A 14,108-nucleotide genomic window follows, 5' to 3' on the forward strand; every position below is an offset into this window, starting at 1 on the left:
GAAGGCGCCTACGGCAATGCGGAGCGCCGAACCCATGTCTGGCACCAACTGGTGAATGCCCCCGGCGAAGCACGTTCCGATCTCTGGCAAATGGTGGAGTTCTCCAAGCGCTTTACCACCGACGAAGTGTGGCCGGCCGAGACCCTCGACGCCAATCCGGGCTATCGGGGCAAGACCCTCTACGATGTGCTCTTCAAGAACGGCAATGTCGACCGTTTCCCCGCAAGCGAAATCAATATGGAATATGCCAACCGGGAAGCGGAGGCCTTCGGCTTCTACATCCAGAAAGGCCTTTTCGAGGAATATGCCTCCTTCGGGCGCGGACACGGGCATGACTTGGCGCCCTATGACCGCTACCATGAGGAACGGGGCCTGCGCTGGCCGGTCGTCGACGGCAAGGAGACGCTCTGGCGCTACCGGGAAGGGTACGATCCCTACGTGAAGCCTGGGGAGGGCGTGAAGTTCTATGGTCGCCCGGACGGCAAGGCGGTGATCCTCGCCGTTCCCTACGAGCCGCCGGCGGAATCTCCCGACGACGAATACAATGTCTGGCTGGTGACGGGTCGCGTCCTCGAGCACTGGCACTCCGGCTCGATGACGATGCGGGTGCCGGAACTCTACAAGGCGTTCCCCGGTGCCGTCTGCTTCATGAATGCCGGTGACGCCCGCGATCGCGGTATCAACCAGGGCGCCGAGGTCAGGATTGTTTCCCGCCGCGGGGAGATTCGAGCGCGCGTTGAAACGCGCGGCCGCAACCGCATGCCGCCCGGCGTCATCTTCGTACCCTGGTTCGACGCCAGTAGGCTGATCAACAAGGTGACGCTCGACGCAACCGATCCCATCTCCAAACAGACGGATTTCAAAAAATGCGCGGTCAAAATCGTCTCTGTCGCATGATGAGAACCCCTGGACCGACGCTGGGGGCGCTGTTGGCGATCCTGTTCGTCGCAACGGGAGCAATCGCGCAAATGGCCGACAAACGGGTGCCGGAGCTTTCCGGCCCGCCGCAGGAAATGGGCGAAGTAGAGGCGCACCCGATCCCGAAATGGGTCGTCGACGACGTCCGCAAGGAGCGCGCCTATCCCGACCAGCCGCCGGTCATCCCGCATTCGATCGAGGGCTACCAACTTTCGGTCAACACCAACCGATGTCTTTCCTGCCACAAGCGCGAACTCACGCAGGAGTCCGGCGCGCCAATGATCAGCGTCACCCATTACATGACGCGCGAAGGCCAGATGCTCGCGGACGTTTCGCCGCGGCGCTATTTCTGCACAGCCTGCCACGTGCCGCAGGCCGACGTGCGACCGCTCGTCGGCAACACCTTCCGGGACATGAGCGAGATGGGCGTCAAACAGGCGGGGAGCGAGTAGGCCATGGCCCGCATCAAGCGCCTCCTGCTCTGGGTGTGGAAGATTCTGACCACGCCGGCCGCAACGCTCAGCCTCGCCTTTTTGACACTCGGCGGCTTCGTCGGCGGTGTGGTCTTCTGGGGCGCCTTCAACACCGCCTTGGAGCTTACCAACACGGAGGAGTTTTGCGTCTCCTGTCACGAGATGCGGACCAACGTCTATGAGGAGCTGACGCGCACCATCCATTTCTCCAACCGCTCGGGGGTCAGGGCATCCTGTCCCGACTGCCACGTGCCGCATGAATGGACGGACAAGATCGCCCGCAAGATGCAGGCCTCCAAGGAAGTCTGGGGCAAGATTTTCGGGACCATCAACACCCGCGAGAAGTTCCTAGACCACCGCCTGGAACTCGCCAAGCACGAATGGGCGCGGCTCAAGGCTAATGACAGCCTGGAATGCCGCAACTGTCACTCGTCACCGGCGATGGACCTGTCGAAGCAGACGCAGCGCGCCGCAGAAATCCATACCCGCTATCTGCTGCCGGGCAGGGCGACCTGCATCGACTGCCACAAGGGCATCGCCCACGAGCTGCCGAACATGGAGGGCGTCGAGCCCGGCTGGAAACTCCCGCCCGAACTCGAAGGAGAGACGATGCCTTCTGCTTCGGCAATCAACGATCTTAAAAAGGCAATGAATGATGCCCACAGGGTAGCCTATGGAAACTGATGAGCAGCTCGCAAGATTGCGCGAAGCGTTCCAAACTGCTGATGGAACGCTTGCGAGCGGCTTCGCTACGAACGAGCTACAACACCTATGGGGACACGATCCTGGCGCGCGTGCCTGAAGCTTCGATGCTTTCCTGTATTCTAACTGACTTTAGCGCTGCCCGGTATAACTGAGGCCATTCGACGGTTTACTGGGAATTGTCGACCGCTCTTGATTACAATCAACGACGACAATGGTTCGCGAGCTTAAGGTAGCTGCAATGCGTGCTTTTGAGGCGCTCTTTCGAGAAAACCAGGTTTTTGGGCAGTTTCACTGTGGACCAGACGCTGCCCCCTGGTCTTTCTAAGAGAGACTATGGAGATCACAGATGCGACCATTGCTGGGCATTTTGGTTGCCCTACTGGCAATCGGGGCAGAGCACTCCAACGCCGCTGCAGGAGAGGAAGCTATGCAGGACTCAACCGAATACATTCCAACTCTCCGCGAGATCATGACGAAGATTGAGCTCAGTCGCTCCAAACTCTGGTATTCCGTAAAGCTGAGGAACTGGATGTTGGCCCGCTACCAACTTGGAAAAGTCAAAGCTGAATTTGGCGCCGCCACGCGATTTCATCTCCTACCGGCTTCAGCACTTGCCGGCACTAATAATGTTGTGGATTTGATTGAGAGCTCCATAAGGGCAAAAGACGACGAGCTATTTGAAGAGTCCTTTGCCAAGATGACGGCCGAATGCAACAATTGCCACAAGGCAGCAGGGAAGTCTTTCCTGCACGTTGGGACGCCCAGTGCTTCGCCTCTGCCGTGACAAAATTCCAATCGAGCAAACACTAGAGACATAAGTTCTGAAGCACGCGGTACTCCACGATTTCAATGCCTCGAGCGCCGTGCAACTTGATGATGCCCTTGTTCTTCAGCTTTGTAAGCGAACGCGAGACGGTTTCGATCGTCAGCCCGAGGTAGTCGGCAACATCAGTGCGGGGCATGAACAAGTCGAACCGATGCGAATGACCTGAGCGATCCGACATTTCGAGCAGGAAGGCAGCGACCCTTTCAACGGCACTTTGGCGGCCAATGACCAGTTGGTGTTCCTGAGCAGACACGAAATTCTCCAACACCGCAGGAAATAAGCCCTGCCATATGTGCGGGCCTTCGTGGAGACTGACGCTCTTTAAGCCAGTGACGCCTATCGCTTCGGCGGTGGACCGGTGCAGGTCCTCGTTCTGCAAGCCGAACCAGTTTCCCCCAAAATGGAATGCTAGGATCTGTCGTCTCCCGTTTGCAAGCACGCGGTACACGCGGACGGCCCCGTATTCTACGTGGTAGGCTTGACCAGCCTTCTCTCCGGACGAGTAGATGCTTTGTCCGTCGACAAAGCTGCTGATCCGCCTCGACTCGAGGCCACCATGCGTGCGCCGTCCCACGTGGATGGCGCCCGTAAGCCTTCGCGAGGAAGGCAACAATGAAGTGTGCATCAATTCGACTCCCAAACTATGCCCGTCGCCCGCCTACGACCCGATACGGCAGATCTTCATTGTGTTCGCGCGTTGAGCGCGAACTCCGCTCTCACCACGGCTCTGACGCCCAGGTGAACAGAAAAAGCTCGAATTAGATGGGACCACTTGGCGCCCCGAGGGCCTGCTCAATTTCCGCCGCGAGGCTCTCTACCAGGCTCCTGAACTCCGCGCGACGCTCGTCGCGAACATGGAAAGGGAGCTGATCGGCGTGAGCAAGCGCATTTTCTGCGGCAGCGAAGTCCTCGCACATCCCCCTGAAACTCTCATCGCGGATCGACAACTCCCTAATCTGCAATGAGCGCGCCGGGAATCGACGCAAGGCTGCTGCCAGGCCGTGTTCTCCGTCGCTCCCTCCCAATCGAGCGTTCATTTCGCTCCTCCCCTCCGGATTCGAAATGAAATACAACTTTAATATATCGCTGTAATATATATTCCCTTTGGTCGGGTGCGGACGTAAGATACGGGAGTTTACAATTCCGCTGGACACAATCTTGCATTGTGGCCATGGGGGACGGACATGCTACACGCAGACCAGCAGGGCGTCCGGGTCGACCCCACAACTGCTCTACCCACGGACGCGGAAATTCTTGCACAACTCGATCGAATTCGGTTCAGCACCGAGTTCGAAGCGCCGGAACGCGCCCGCAAATTTCTGGCCTATGTCATTGAGGAGACGCTCGCAGGCCGCTCGGACCGCATAAAGGCCTATTCGATCGCAACCGAGGTCTTCGGCCGCGACTCTTCTTTCGATGCACAGACGGATCCGGCCGTACGGATTGAAGCGGGCCGTATTCGACGGGCGCTCGAACGCTACTACCTGGTCGCGGGGCGGATGGACCCTATCGTTATACGAATACCGAAAGGCGCCTACGTGCCGACATTCGAAAGGCACGGCAACGCACAGGCCGAGGCCGCTCTCGACCCCTTCGCGGACGCGGGTCCGATTTCCTCCGTTGAGCGCTCTCGGCAGATATGGATTTGGGGCGGGATGGCAGCGCTCGCTTTCGCACTCGGTGGTCTCGCCGCAAACACCATGCTTCCCCCAACAACGACTGCAGAAAATACCGTGAACAGCAATCGTGTTCGGCCAAACATCCCGAAACTGATTGTCACACCATTCGAGGATCTCTCCGGAACACCGCAGTCAGCCATGATCACACGAGGGCTTGCCGACGAGGTCGTTGGAAAGATCGCCAGGTTCAAGGAGATCATCGTCGTCACCCATCACAAAACAAGGGACTCACCGGAGACGGCCGACGACCCCGCCTATGCGCTGGAGGGGCGGGTTCGCATCGACGGCGGAAGGCTTCGGCTTGGAATACGGCTTGTCCACCGGTCCGATGGATCGGTGGTGTGGGTGAGCAACTACGATGAAAGTTTGGAAACGCACAAGATAATCGATCTTCAGGAGAATGCCGCCGCCGCGGTGGCGACCGCTGTGGCACAACCCTATGGCGTCGTCTTCCAGGCAAACGCGACACAGTTCACACAGTCGATTCCGGACGATTGGGAAGCATATGCCTGCACTTTGGCCTATTACGGCTATCGCAGTGATTTGAACCCGCAAACGCACGGGTCCGTTCAAGAGTGCCTTCAGCATGCGACTCGACAATTCCCAAACTACTCCACGGCTTGGGCGCTTTTGTCGATGACTTTTATCGACGAGCTTCGATTCCGGTACCGCCTCGAACCTTCGTCATCAGTATCGTTGGAGCAGGCGATCGAGGCGGCAGCGCGGGCCGTAGAACTGGATCCGCAGGACGTTCGCGCTCTGCAGGCGCAAATGCTCACTTTGTTCTTCCGTGGCGAAGTCGATGCAGCCCTGGCTGTTGGCGCGCGCGCGTTTGCCATCAATCCGAACGACACTGAACTCGCCGGCGAATATGGTTTCCGGCTCGCGCTTTCCGGTCAATGGCGTCGCGGCTGCGAGCTCGTGTCCGAGACTGTGGCGCGGAACCCCGGTCCGGTGGGATATTTCGAGTCAGCCTTGGCGGTCTGTTCCTATATCAACGGCGATTACGTGGCCGCTGAGCGGTGGGCGCGCTTGGCCGACCTTCGCGCGAACCCAATCTATCGAGTTATATTGCTCGCCATACTTGGAAAGCTCGGCAAGACGGACCAGGCGCATGAGGAGCAGAAATGGCTTGAGGCGAACGTGCCAGGCTTCCTCAATAACATCCGAAAGGAGGTCGCCTTACGGATTCGCCGTCCCGAAGACCAAAAACGCTTCATCGAGGGGTTGCGTGAGGCGGGTGTATCAATACCGGAAATGTGAACAATGGTCGTTGCCGGAAGGACAATCCAATTCGACCAACCACGCTCATGTTGCACGCGGCAATCGTGAAGACGCGGGCATAGCCCTTTCCGCCGCCGTATCCGGACGCATCCAGATCATCAGCAAGTCGTGGAACACACTCAGGATAATCGGTCCCAGGAACAGGCCGATCAAGCCATACGAAAGCGTACCTCCGAGCACCCCTAGCAAGATGACAAGCGTCGGGGTTGAAAGGCCGCGCGCCACGAGGATCGGCTTCATCACATTGTCAATGATAAAGAGCGGCATGAGCAAAAGCGTGAGCAGGACGGCCGGACCGAAGTCCATCTGCACCCAAGCCCAGATCATCACTGGCACTAACACCAGCGCAGGCCCGATCTGGACGATGCAGAGAATGAGGACCATGAAGGCGATCGCACCGGGTGCGGGAACCTTGAACAGATGCAGGACTAACGCGCAGAGAAACGCCTGCAGCAGCGCGACGCCGATTACGCCGCGGGCTACGTTGCGGATCGTTGCCGCCGCCAACCGGACGAAACCAACGCCTCTGTCTCCACCCACCCTGTCGGCGAGGCCTTCCGCAGTCTCCGCGAGACGCTCCCCGGATCTGAAGAGAAATCCAGCAACAAGGACGGAAACCACGAAGCCTAGCAAGTCGATACCTATACTTGCGAGCTTGCCCAAAACCTTGCTCCCCGCCTGCAGCAGCGACGGCTCGATTTGCCTCAGAGCGGCTTCAAGGTTGTCTGATGCCATGCTCCAGCCAGCATGAATGCGTTCGCCGACCAGCGGCCAGTTCCGGATACTTTCCGGCGGTACAGGCACCAGCAGCGAACCCTCGTCCAGCCTTGCAAGCAGCGCCTGAACTCCTTCTGCAAAGCTTATGGCAATCGCCGCGAGCGGGCCGACGATGATGACCAGACAGACCAGCGTGATCAGGGTCGCTGCCAATCGAGGCCGCTGCCCAAGCATGACTGAAAGAGCAAAATAGGCCGGATAAAGAGCGACAGCCAGTATCGCGGACCAGATAAGAATTATCGCAAACGGGGCGATCAAAGTCAGGGACCAATAGGCGAACAGTCCCACAATGCCGATCCGCGCGATCTCCGTGATCTTCGCCTCGATCGATGATCGACCGGCTGGATCGTCCCGGACCGGACTCGTTGGTGATGGGTCCTTGTCCATTCTTGCGCCCTCATTCGAAGAGCAGAAAGAGCGACCCGGTAAGCTGCCGATGCGCCCGCGAGCTGCCCGCATTTTCGACTTGCTGCAAAGCAACTTTAACGAAATTCTTAGCAAGAACTTCAACCGCCGTCGCCCGTTCGGCTCCAACGATGCTACGCCTCGTGTGGCCGAGTTGCAGTAACATACCGTAGCATACGTCACGCCATGTTTTGCAACTGGATGCCGCTGTTTAGAAATAGACGGAGACGATAAGACCTGTGGTGGGGAGCCGACAGGCGTCGCACTTGACGATTGATTGCGATCAATGCCGGTCGCACATTTTTTGCGTAGCATAAAACCTGAACAATCAAGGCGATGGGTTCCCGCCTCTTTCTGCCTGCTATGGCTTTAAGCGTTCGCCGCAGCAATTGAGTTCTTGCCGGCCCGGAAGAAGGGGAGCGCAGAGATGGAAGATTCCTTGCACCCGGCTGCAACCACTCATTTGCCGCCTTTCATCACCGCGCCGGGGGAAACGGACGTCCTGTTCAATGTGATGATCGTCTTCGTGCTGCTCATGGTCTTCCTGGTCGGCATTCTGTATCTGCGGCTGCACGCGCTTCCCGAACACATGGCACATGGCGCAAGCAAGACGCAGTTGCAAATTATCGGCGCCTTGGGTCTGATCGCACTCTTCACCCACAACCACCTATTCTGGATCGCCGCACTGCTGCTTGCCATGGTCGAGTTTCCGGACTTTGCCTCCCCTGTCAGGTCGATCGCCCGCTCGCTCGCCAAAATAGCACGACGCGAAGATATAGACTCGCGTGAGCCGAAGGAGAGAGCGGCTGCCTCCGAGCCTTCGCCGAAAGCTTCCCCTTCGGAGTCGCCGACGACAAGCGAGCCACAATGGGTGCCGCTCGAAATCGCGCCGGCGCCCCACGACGACAAGATCGGGCGGAGGGGTTGAGCCATGCTGGAGTTCCTGATTTGCTCGCTGCTCACCATCTTCCCTGACTATCTTTTTCGCCGCTATATGCAGGGCAAGCGCATCGGCCGCGAAATTAATCTCTATTCGATGTGGTTCGAGCTTCGTTACGGCATCACCGCCTGCGTGATCCTCACCGTCTCGCTGATCACGATGATCTTCTACTTTCATCCCTCGACCAGCAACGTTACCGCAATCTTCCGGACCATCACCATCCTGCCGGAGTCGAACGGCCGGGTGGCAGAGGTCTATGTCGCCACCAACGAGAAGGTAGCGGCCGGCGCCCCGCTCTTCCGTCTCGATAACAGCGAGCAACAGGCGGCTGTCGAAACAGCACGGCGGCGCGTCTCGGAAATTGAAGCCGAGACGACCGTGGCGAGGAGCGAGCTGGCCTCCGCGGACGGCCTGATCGCCCAGGCTGAAGGGGCCTACCTTCAGGCGCTGAACGAGCTTACGACGCAGGTCGAATTGAACGAGCGTAATCCCAACATTGTGGCGAGGCGGGAAATAGAGCGGCTGCAGGTCGCCGCGGACGGCCGCAAGGGCGCGCTTGCCGCGGCCGTCTCGAACAAGCAGACGCTGGAGACGAAGATCGCCTCCCTCCTGCCGGCGCAAAAGGCGAGCGCCGAAGCGGCGCTTGCCCAGGCTCAGGTGGAACTGGACAAGACGACCGTACGCGCCGGCGTGGCCGGCACCGTTCAGCAATTTACCCTTCGTTCCGGCGACATCGTCAATCCGATGATTCGCTCCGCCGGCATCCTCGTGCCTGACGGTCGGCGTATTGGCCTAATTGCCGGTTTCGGCCAGATCGAGGCCCAGGTGATGAAGGCCGGAATGATCGCCGAGGCAACCTGCATCGGCAAACCCTTCACAATCATCCCGATGGTGGTCACCGAAGTCCAGGAAGTGATCGCCGCCGGTCAATTCCGCCCGACGGATCAGCTCGTCGACGCGCAGCAGTTGGCCCGCCCCGGTACCCTGACGACCTACCTCGAGCCGCTCTATGAAGGCCAGCTTTCCGGTATCCCACCCGGCAGTAGCTGCATTGCCAATGCGTACACGAGCAATCACGAAGAGCTGCATACTCCAGGAATCAGCACAACGCGCTGGCTGTACCTGCATGTCATCGACGCGGTCGGGCTCGTACACGCGGCTATCCTCCGGCTGCAAGCCCTGCTCTTGCCCGTCCAGACGCTGGTCCTAACAGGGCATTGATGCGGAGGCCGGCTGGATGCGTCTGTCCCTCCCCCGCCCTGCCCTTTTTGAAAATCTCGGTAGCTACCAGGTGGGCTGGTTGCGCAGTGACATTTCTGCCGGGCTTGCCATTGCCGCCGTCGGCCTGCCAAGCGCCATCGCCTATCCGGCAATAGCCACCCTTCCTCCCGAGACCGGCCTTTATGCTAGCATCACGCCGCTGGTAGCCTACGCGCTTTTCGGCCCTTCACGGCAACTCATCGTCGGACCGGATGCAGCCACGATGACCATACTCGCCGCGGCCCTTGCCGCGGTGTTCGCCACCCCGGGCATAACAACGGACCGCGTAACCGCGGCGGCTTTGCTCGCGCTCGCCGTCGGGGTTTTGTGCCTCATCGCCCGTGCCGTTCGCCTCGGGGTGCTTGCGACCTTTCTGTCCCGCCCGATTTTGACGGGCTTCTTCGCCGGCATTTCCCTGTCCATCCTGATCGGACAGATCAAAAGGTTCACGGGGGTTGCTATCGAGTCGGAGGGCCTCGTCACGCCCGTGCTTGAGCTGGCGAGGAAGGCTGGTTCGATCCATTTGCCCTCCTTGGCGCTTGGCGTGGGGTGCTTTGCAATGCTGCAGGTCGCCCCTGCGCTGCGCTCCCCGATCCCTGGCCCCGTGATGGTTGTAGTTCTCTCGGTTGCGCTTTCATTTCTCTTCGATTTCGAGGGACGAGGTATCGCCGTTGTCGGCAGCATCCCAGAAGGTCTCCCGTCAATGACATTGCCTGAAATGGGAGACCTCCCTTTGGATGAGTTGCTGGTCGGCGCAGCCGCGATTTTTCTTGTCAGCTTCGGCTCGGGCGTTATCGCAGCGCGCAGCTTCGGTGCGCTTGGGGGATATCGCGTCGATCCGAACCGCGAACTCACCGGGTTTGGCGCTGCGAACATCGCGGCCGGATTTTTTGGAGCGTTTCCGGTTACGGCCTCCGACTCACGAACGGCCGTGAATTTCGCCGTGGGTGGCCGCTCCCAGGTCGCAAGCGTGATAGCGGCGGCGGCCCTAATGGCGGTGTTGCTGTTTCTCGGAGACATCCTGCGTATCCTGCCGATCCCCGCGCTCGGCGCGATTCTGGCTGCGACGGCGCTCAGCCTGATTGATCTGGGCGCGTTGAAGCAGATCTGGCGCGTTAGCCGCATGGAGTTCGTCTTTGCGCTGATCGCCATGTGGGGACCGATCGGGCTCGGGGTTCTCAACGGTGTCGTGATCGCGATCGCAGCGACGCTGGTCTACCTTCTTCGGCAAAGCATGTATCCGCGTGACGCACTCCTCGGGCGCGTTCCCGGCCGCGACGGCTTCTATAAATTGCATCGCGAGCCCGAGGCACGACCCGTGCAGGGCTTCGGCGCGTGCATGATCCAGGGTAGCCTCCTGTTCTACAACACCGACTATATCCAGACGCGCCTGACCGCCATTGCCGATGGTCTGCCAGCGAATACCCGCTGGCTAGTGATAGATGCAAGCGCGATACCGCAGATCGACAGCACCGCAACGGCCATGCTCGAGGAAGTGCACGGAGAGCTAAAGGAGCGCGGCATAGCGCTGGGATTAGCGGAACTGCACACCGATGCCCGAGCCATGCTCGATCGCGCCGGCGTTATCGACAAGATCGGACGTGCAATGATTTTCGAGGGAATGGAGGACGCGCTCCTCGCCTTTGAGACAGGAAACCTTGGTGCTGCCGCTTAGCGGCGTCCGGCTTCAGAAAATTGTTTCGAAAGCAACCGAGAGCAACGGAGGGAAGGATGGGCAAGCGCAAGGACAACAAGAAGAAGAACAACCACTGGAGCCCGGCGAACAACGAGCTTAGCGAGAGGCAGGAGGTCGAGAGACGGTCGAATGGCGACTACGCCAAGGAGCTCGGGCGATTGCAGGAGGAGATCGCCCATCTCCAGGCGTGGGTGAAAAAGACCGGTGCCCGCATCGTCATTGTCTTCGAGGGGCGCGACGCGGCGGGAAAAGGTGGTGTTATCAAGCGCTTTACGGAGCGAGTCAGCCCGCGCGTCTTCCGCGTCGTCGCTTTGCCGGCGCCGACCGACAGGGAGAAGACGCAGATCTATATGCAGCGCTATATTCAGCAGCTTCCGGCAGCCGGCGAAGTCGTGATCTTCGATCGGTCCTGGTACAATAGACCCGGCGTCGAGCGCGTCATGGGCTTCTGTAGCGAGGAGAAGGCCAAGCGGTTTCTTGAACTCGCACCGCGGTTTGAGGCGGCGATGATCGAGAGCGGCATCGTCCTGCTCAAATACTTTCTGGATGTTAGCGAAGATGAGCAGGAACGGCGTTTCCGCCAGCGCATCGACGATCCGCTGCGCCAGTGGAAACTCAGCCCGATGGACATTGAATCCTATCGCCGCTGGTGGGACTATACGCGGGCCTACGACGAGATGATTCGGATGACCGACACCGACTATGCTCCTTGGTGGATCGTCCCATCGAATGACAAGAAGCGAGCGCGCATCAACTGCCTCTCACATATTCTCTCGTCGATCCCCTACGAAAGGGTGAAGTTCGAGGAACCGGATCTCGGCAAGCGCCAGAAGCGGCCTGGCGACTTCGTCTCGGACACCAGGATCCGCCGGACAGTACCGGACGTCTTTTGAATGGAAGCCGCTCTTCCTGAAGAAAACATGTTGAAGTGCGAATTGCCGCGGCCTCGTCAAGTGACCCGCTTGGCAGCGAAGGTGCGGCTTCGGCACTTGAAGTGCCAGAGCCGCACTTCTGAAAGGAGGGCGCTAACCCGTTGAAACGAGGCACTTCCGGAAAACCGCCTCAGACCTTGTCTGGCGCCCAGTTCAGAAAGAAGCCGACGTCACCCGGGATCCCTCCAGGAAAGTTGATGATCATTGCCTTCAGCTTGTAACCCTGCGGCTTCCCGTAGGTCTGATAGCGCTCGAAGAATTCTTTCGCCTTTCCCTGCAAGGTCTCCGGCCAATCGCGGTCGCCGCTGTTGATCGCCCGGCCATTATCCGAACAAAGCTCGGAAGGAAAGCTGTAGACCATCGCCTCGAACTTGCCCGCCTTCACGGCGTTCATGACGAGACGGCGCACCATGGCGATCTCTTCTTCCGTGACGTGCTTCTTCAAAAAATCGGCAGCGAAGTCGGCATGCTTTTGCTCCTCGATCGTCTTGAGCTTTCTATCCCTGTCCATTTCCTCCATTTCGCGCTGGAGGACCTGCTTGCGGAGATCCTCAGCACTCAGAGGCGTTCCACTTGTGTTAACCTTATTCTGTTCCGGCATCGCTTTTTACTCCACTTCTGTTCAGGGGGACGGAAGTCTCTATCCATCAGAAAGATGGCTGTATGCTTTGCATCGACACGCGGTGTTCGACTTGGCCGGCTGTGCTAGAACGTTCATTCAAACGGTCGCCGGATTTGCCTGCCTTGCTTCAGGCACTTTCGTTCTCACCACGCGCCAGCCAAAAATTCCGAACGCAACCGCGAGTAAAGGGCTCACAACATTGAAGAAACAAAAGCTGGCATAAGCAGCAGTCGGAACACCAAGAGTCGCGGCCATATACGCACCGCAACTGTTCCACGGCACAAGTGGCGACGTCACGGTCGCCGAGTCTCCGACCACCCGCGACAGGACGACCGGCGCCATCCCGCGCGAGGCGAATGATGGACCAAACAGCCTTCCTGGAAGTGCGACTGAAATATACTGATCGGATGTTATGACATTCGAAAGTATCGAAGTGCCCACGACGGTCGAGATGAGCCCGGCAGCAGTCTCGGTTCGTGCGACCAAAGGCTCGACCAGTCGCTTCAGCAAGCCGGCGTGCTCCACGACAGCGCCAAACGCCAAGGCCGTGATGATGAGCCAGACCGTGTTCATCATGCTGGACATGCCTCCACGTGTCAGAATGAGATCAATGGACTTCTCCCCGGTCGAGGAAATGTAGCCATTGGCGAGTGCCGACCAGGCGCCCTTCAACAGTGCAAGCCCCAAAGGCAGGTCAGGCGCGGCGGCAAAGGCCGCGACGCTCTCGGGGTCATTCAAAACAGCGACGAGGGCACCCGCGAGCGCGCCGGCAAAGATGGCGACGAATGGTGGTAACCGCAATATGGAGAACAGAAACACCAGCAAGAGAGGGAGAAAGGACAATAGCGACACACTCACAGTGCTATCCATCTTGGCGAGCGCGCGTGTTGCGTCGAAATCGGCAGGCCGCCCGAGGAGGGCGAAGACGAGCAACGAGATTAAGAGCGAAGGTACCGAGGTCCAGAGTGACTCGCGAATGTGACTGTAGATATCGGACCCAGCCGTTGCGGTCGCAAGATTCACCGTGTCCGAAAGCGGCGAAGCCTTGTCGCCGAAATACGCTCCTGAAATGACCGCCCCTGCTGTGATCGCGGGGGACAGCCCCATGCTGGTCGCCACGCCCATCAGGCCGATGCCGATCGTTCCGGCAACCGTCCAGGAACTGCCAATGCTGAACGCAACCACGGCGCAGACGAGCGCGGCCGTCGCGTAGAAGTAGGTCGGATTAAGCAGCATGAGCCCATAGTAGATCATCGAGACGATGGTACCGCTCATCGCCCAGGTACCGATGAGCGCCCCGACGGCGAGAAGGATGAGTATCGCCGGCAGTCCGGCTGCGATGCCCTCGACCACAGCCTGACGAACGCCTGCCCACGGCAACCCGTTCTTGTAGGCTACCCACGCGGCAACGATGCCGCAGAACAGCAAGGCGATCTGATTGGGGCCGGATGATGCATCGTTGCCGAACAGAACGAAGGAAAGCGATAGAAGGATTACAAGCGCGATACAGGGTAAGAGTGCGTCGAACAGTGACGGCGCAACTGGGCCGCCTTGCGGGCCCACGGTGGCCTCGTGGACGTTTTCGTTCATG

General features: G+C 59.3%; 14 protein-coding genes. 9 read left to right on the plus strand and 5 right to left on the minus strand.

Annotated elements, in window-relative coordinates:
- The 4 genes from ACTJKL_RS12295 to ACTJKL_RS12310 form a co-directional block, all read left to right on the plus strand.
- Positions 1 to 897: molybdopterin dinucleotide binding domain-containing protein (locus tag ACTJKL_RS12295; protein ID WP_440852975.1), on the plus strand; the 897-nt coding region annotated here is incomplete at its 5' end.
- Positions 867 to 1,370 carry a nitrate reductase cytochrome c-type subunit gene (locus ACTJKL_RS12300; protein ID WP_100673470.1) on the plus strand — a complete coding sequence of 168 codons (504 nt, stop codon included), beginning with the start codon at positions 867 to 869 and terminating at the stop codon, positions 1,368 to 1,370. The genes ACTJKL_RS12295 and ACTJKL_RS12300, both read left to right, overlap by 31 nt.
- A 3-nt stretch (positions 1,371 to 1,373) precedes the next feature.
- Positions 1,374 to 2,075 carry a cytochrome c3 family protein gene (locus ACTJKL_RS12305; RefSeq protein ID WP_100673471.1) on the plus strand — a complete coding sequence of 234 codons (702 nt, stop codon included), beginning with the start codon at positions 1,374 to 1,376 and terminating at the stop codon, positions 2,073 to 2,075.
- Between the two features lie 367 nt (positions 2,076 to 2,442).
- Positions 2,443 to 2,880: a hypothetical protein gene (locus ACTJKL_RS12310; RefSeq protein ID WP_440852976.1), complete on the plus strand. Its 438-nt coding sequence runs from the start codon at positions 2,443 to 2,445 to the stop codon at positions 2,878 to 2,880.
- A 22-nt stretch (positions 2,881 to 2,902) separates the two neighbouring features.
- Here the strand turns inward: ACTJKL_RS12310 and ACTJKL_RS12315 are convergent, their stop codons facing one another.
- Together ACTJKL_RS12315 and ACTJKL_RS12320 are read right to left on the minus strand one after the other, a co-directional pair.
- Positions 2,903 to 3,547: a helix-turn-helix domain-containing protein gene (locus ACTJKL_RS12315; protein WP_440852977.1), complete on the minus strand. Its 645-nt coding sequence runs from the start codon at positions 3,545 to 3,547 to the stop codon at positions 2,903 to 2,905.
- Between the two features lie 133 nt (positions 3,548 to 3,680).
- A complete protein-coding gene (locus ACTJKL_RS12320) occupies positions 3,681 to 3,959 on the minus strand; it encodes a hypothetical protein (RefSeq protein WP_440852978.1) in 279 nt (92 codons plus the stop codon).
- Between the two features lie 147 nt (positions 3,960 to 4,106).
- On the opposite strand from ACTJKL_RS12320, the gene ACTJKL_RS12325 reads away from it, so the two are divergent.
- A complete protein-coding gene (locus ACTJKL_RS12325; RefSeq protein WP_440853084.1) occupies positions 4,107 to 5,864 on the plus strand; it encodes a hypothetical protein in 1,758 nt (585 codons plus the stop codon).
- A 45-nt stretch (positions 5,865 to 5,909) separates the two neighbouring features.
- Here ACTJKL_RS12325 and ACTJKL_RS12330 read toward each other — a convergent pair whose 3' ends face one another.
- A complete protein-coding gene (locus tag ACTJKL_RS12330) occupies positions 5,910 to 7,049 on the minus strand; it encodes an AI-2E family transporter (RefSeq protein WP_411921339.1) in 1,140 nt (379 codons plus the stop codon).
- 445 nt (positions 7,050 to 7,494) lie between these two features.
- Here ACTJKL_RS12330 and ACTJKL_RS12335 point away from each other — a divergent pair, with 445 nt between their 5' ends.
- Genes ACTJKL_RS12335 through ppk2 form a run of 4 tightly spaced genes read left to right on the plus strand, consistent with a single transcriptional unit; the run spans position 7,495 to position 11,856 of the window.
- Positions 7,495 to 7,995: a hypothetical protein gene (locus ACTJKL_RS12335; protein WP_440852979.1), complete on the plus strand. Its 501-nt coding sequence runs from the start codon at positions 7,495 to 7,497 to the stop codon at positions 7,993 to 7,995.
- 3 nt (positions 7,996 to 7,998) lie between these two features.
- A complete protein-coding gene (locus ACTJKL_RS12340) occupies positions 7,999 to 9,228 on the plus strand; it encodes an HlyD family secretion protein (RefSeq protein ID WP_411921337.1) in 1,230 nt (409 codons plus the stop codon).
- A gap of 16 nt (positions 9,229 to 9,244) precedes the next feature.
- Positions 9,245 to 10,942, plus strand: a complete 1,698-nt coding sequence (locus tag ACTJKL_RS12345) for a SulP family inorganic anion transporter (RefSeq protein ID WP_440852980.1) — start codon at positions 9,245 to 9,247, stop codon at positions 10,940 to 10,942.
- Between the two features lie 56 nt (positions 10,943 to 10,998).
- A complete protein-coding gene (ppk2, locus tag ACTJKL_RS12350) occupies positions 10,999 to 11,856 on the plus strand; it encodes a polyphosphate kinase 2 (protein WP_411926995.1) in 858 nt (285 codons plus the stop codon).
- Between the two features lie 169 nt (positions 11,857 to 12,025).
- Here the strand turns inward: ppk2 and ACTJKL_RS12355 are convergent, their stop codons facing one another.
- Positions 12,026 to 12,496 carry a histidine kinase gene (locus ACTJKL_RS12355; protein WP_100673480.1) on the minus strand — a complete coding sequence of 157 codons (471 nt, stop codon included), beginning with the start codon at positions 12,494 to 12,496 and terminating at the stop codon, positions 12,026 to 12,028.
- A gap of 117 nt (positions 12,497 to 12,613) precedes the next feature.
- A complete protein-coding gene (locus tag ACTJKL_RS12360; protein WP_411921334.1) occupies positions 12,614 to 14,107 on the minus strand; it encodes a Na+/H+ antiporter NhaC family protein in 1,494 nt (497 codons plus the stop codon).
- Position 14,108: the final 1 nt, after the last annotated feature.

Origin of the sequence: Sinorhizobium sp. 22678 (assembly GCF_052044265.1) — a bacterium.
GTDB lineage: Bacteria > Pseudomonadota > Alphaproteobacteria > Rhizobiales > Rhizobiaceae > Sinorhizobium > Sinorhizobium meliloti_A.

Coding starts and splice junctions, on each gene's coding strand:
- ACTJKL_RS12360 (WP_411921334.1), bottom strand. CDS start 14,107: ATGAACGAAAACGTCCACGAGGCCACCGTGGGCCCGCAAGGCGGCCCA.
- ACTJKL_RS12345 (WP_440852980.1), top strand. CDS start 9,245: ATGCGTCTGTCCCTCCCCCGCCCTGCCCTTTTTGAAAATCTCGGTAGC.
- ACTJKL_RS12340 (WP_411921337.1), top strand. CDS start 7,999: ATGCTGGAGTTCCTGATTTGCTCGCTGCTCACCATCTTCCCTGACTAT.
- ACTJKL_RS12330 (WP_411921339.1), bottom strand. CDS start 7,049: ATGGACAAGGACCCATCACCAACGAGTCCGGTCCGGGACGATCCAGCC.
- ACTJKL_RS12315 (WP_440852977.1), bottom strand. CDS start 3,547: ATGCACACTTCATTGTTGCCTTCCTCGCGAAGGCTTACGGGCGCCATC.
- ACTJKL_RS12305 (WP_100673471.1), top strand. CDS start 1,374: ATGGCCCGCATCAAGCGCCTCCTGCTCTGGGTGTGGAAGATTCTGACC.
- ACTJKL_RS12325 (WP_440853084.1), top strand. CDS start 4,107: ATGCTACACGCAGACCAGCAGGGCGTCCGGGTCGACCCCACAACTGCT.
- ppk2 (WP_411926995.1), top strand. CDS start 10,999: ATGGGCAAGCGCAAGGACAACAAGAAGAAGAACAACCACTGGAGCCCG.
- ACTJKL_RS12310 (WP_440852976.1), top strand. CDS start 2,443: ATGCGACCATTGCTGGGCATTTTGGTTGCCCTACTGGCAATCGGGGCA.
- ACTJKL_RS12355 (WP_100673480.1), bottom strand. CDS start 12,496: ATGCCGGAACAGAATAAGGTTAACACAAGTGGAACGCCTCTGAGTGCT.
- ACTJKL_RS12320 (WP_440852978.1), bottom strand. CDS start 3,959: ATGAACGCTCGATTGGGAGGGAGCGACGGAGAACACGGCCTGGCAGCA.
- ACTJKL_RS12300 (WP_100673470.1), top strand. CDS start 867: ATGCGCGGTCAAAATCGTCTCTGTCGCATGATGAGAACCCCTGGACCG.
- ACTJKL_RS12335 (WP_440852979.1), top strand. CDS start 7,495: ATGGAAGATTCCTTGCACCCGGCTGCAACCACTCATTTGCCGCCTTTC.